The organism is Tsukamurella sp. M9C, assembly GCF_020169415.1.
Lineage (GTDB): Bacteria > Actinomycetota > Actinomycetes > Mycobacteriales > Mycobacteriaceae > Tsukamurella.
The window spans coordinates 1-1772 of sequence record NZ_JAIULG010000095.1; the positions used below are offsets into that span (position 1 = coordinate 1).

Annotated in this window: 3 protein-coding genes; 1 reads left to right on the forward strand and 2 read right to left on the reverse strand. The window is 68.9% G+C overall.

What is annotated here, in order from left to right:
- On the reverse strand, positions 1-127 hold a 127-nt coding region (locus LB823_RS23505), incomplete at its 3' end, for a pyruvate kinase (protein WP_146436822.1).
- A 56-nt stretch (positions 128-183) separates the two neighbouring features.
- Positions 184-1146 carry a sugar-binding transcriptional regulator gene (locus LB823_RS23510; protein WP_224652178.1) on the reverse strand — a complete coding sequence of 321 codons (963 nt, stop codon included), beginning with the start codon at positions 1144-1146 and terminating at the stop codon, positions 184-186.
- 175 nt (positions 1147-1321) lie between these two features.
- Between LB823_RS23510 and LB823_RS23515 the strand changes: the two genes are divergently transcribed.
- A partial coding sequence (locus tag LB823_RS23515; RefSeq protein ID WP_224652179.1) for a 6-phosphofructokinase occupies positions 1322-1772 on the forward strand: 451 nt, incomplete at its 3' end.

The window sequence follows — 1772 nt, forward strand, 5'->3', positions numbered from 1 at the left end:
CGGCGTGCTCACCATGGCTGAAATTCAGGCGCGCAACGTCCATGCCCTCCTCGACGAGAGCAAGAACCTTCTCATCGGTTCCGACAGCGGGGCCCAGGGTGCAGACGATCTTGGTTCGACGAGTCACAGGACGGAACGTATGCACCCCGGATCGGGGTGACAACCGTCACGCCCATATGGGCATCAGGCGCGATCCGCCGATTCGGCCGGCGCCACGCGCAGCAGCGAGATGGCGGTCTCGCGGTCGGTGACCAGCGACGTGACGACCCCGCTGATGAGGCTCGCGCGGATGGCCTCCACCTTCTGGTGTCCGCCGGCGATGGCGATGACCTCGTCGACCGCGCTCAGCTCGCGGTACGAGATGGCGAGCGTGCGCCCGCTGTAGTTCGTGCGCACCGGGCGCCCCGCGGCGTCGAACTGAATGGCGCAGAGCTCGGCCGCGACGCTGAGCGAATCCAGTTCCGCCCGGCCCTGATCCGACAGCATGGCGTACACCTGGGATCCCGTGAGATCGAGGCTGCCGACCGCGACCACGGCCACGGTGATCCGCTTCCACAGGCCCATCGCGGTGGCGACGCCGGGCTGGCGGGCGAGGGCCGCCTTCATCCGCTGGTCCGACATGATCAGCGGTGCGTAGATGGGGTACTGGGGGCCGCGGGAGACCGAGGTCAGCTGGCGCACCAGGTCGACCGAGCTGGCCTGCACGTCGCCCACCACGCCGGACATCTGGACGATCGTGCACGGCGGCAGGTCGCGGACGTGCTGCGCCATCGCGTCCAGGGTGCGCCCCCAGCCGACGCCGAGCACGTCCGACTCGGTCACGACCTCGCTGAGCAGGTCCGCAGCGACCCGTCCGAGGCCGTGCCGCAGGCCGTCGAAGTCGGTGAACGAGCCGGTGGCGACCAGCGCACGTCGCAACCCGTACGCGCGGCGCAGCCGCTCCGAGAGGTCCGCGTCGACCGCGGCATCGGTGTTGATCTCGATGCGGACCAGGCCCGATTCGAGGCACGCGTCCAGGATCCTGGCCACTTTGTACCGGGACAGCCCGTACTCGGCGCCGATCTCCATCTTCGACTTCCCGTCGAAGTAGAACCGTCGCGCGATGGCGGCGGCCTGGACGACTTCGGCCGGCCCCATGGACCCCATCGGTGCCTCCTGAACAACGTCGTGGGCGGGACCTCCGCCACCCTCAGCGTAGATCGTCCGGCTGCCGGTGTGCGCCCATATGGGCGCGGTCGTTGTCGAAACGTTCCGATCCGCGTCTGATGAGTCGAGTACGACGACGGCCGGACGGCCTCGTTCCCACGACGAAGGGGAAGAAGTGCGCATCGGAGTGTTGACCGGTGGTGGTGACTGCCCGGGCCTGAACGCGGTGATCCGCGCGGTGGTCCGCACGAGCGATTCCCGCTACGGATCCGCCGTCGTCGGATTCCAGGACGGCTGGCGCGGCCTCCTCGAAGACCGCCGGATCCACCTGTCCAACGACGACCGCAACGACCGGTTGTTGACCAAGGGCGGCACCATGCTCGGCACCGCCCGCACCCACCCCGACGTCCTGCTCGCCGGCCTCGACCGCATCAAGGCGACCCTCGACGACAACGGCATCGACGTCCTCATCCCCATCGGCGGCGAAGGCACCCTCACCGCCGCGTCGTGGCTCGCCGACGAAGGCGTCCCCGTCGTCGGAGTCCCGAAGACCATCGACAACGACATCGACTGCACCGACGTCACCTTCGGCTTCGACACCGCCCTGACCATCGCCACCGACGCCA

Excerpts from the sequence above, each read along its gene's own strand:
- LB823_RS23510 (WP_224652178.1), bottom strand. The coding sequence starts at position 1,146 with ATGGGGTCCATGGGGCCGGCCGAAGTCGTCCAGGCCGCCGCCATCGCG.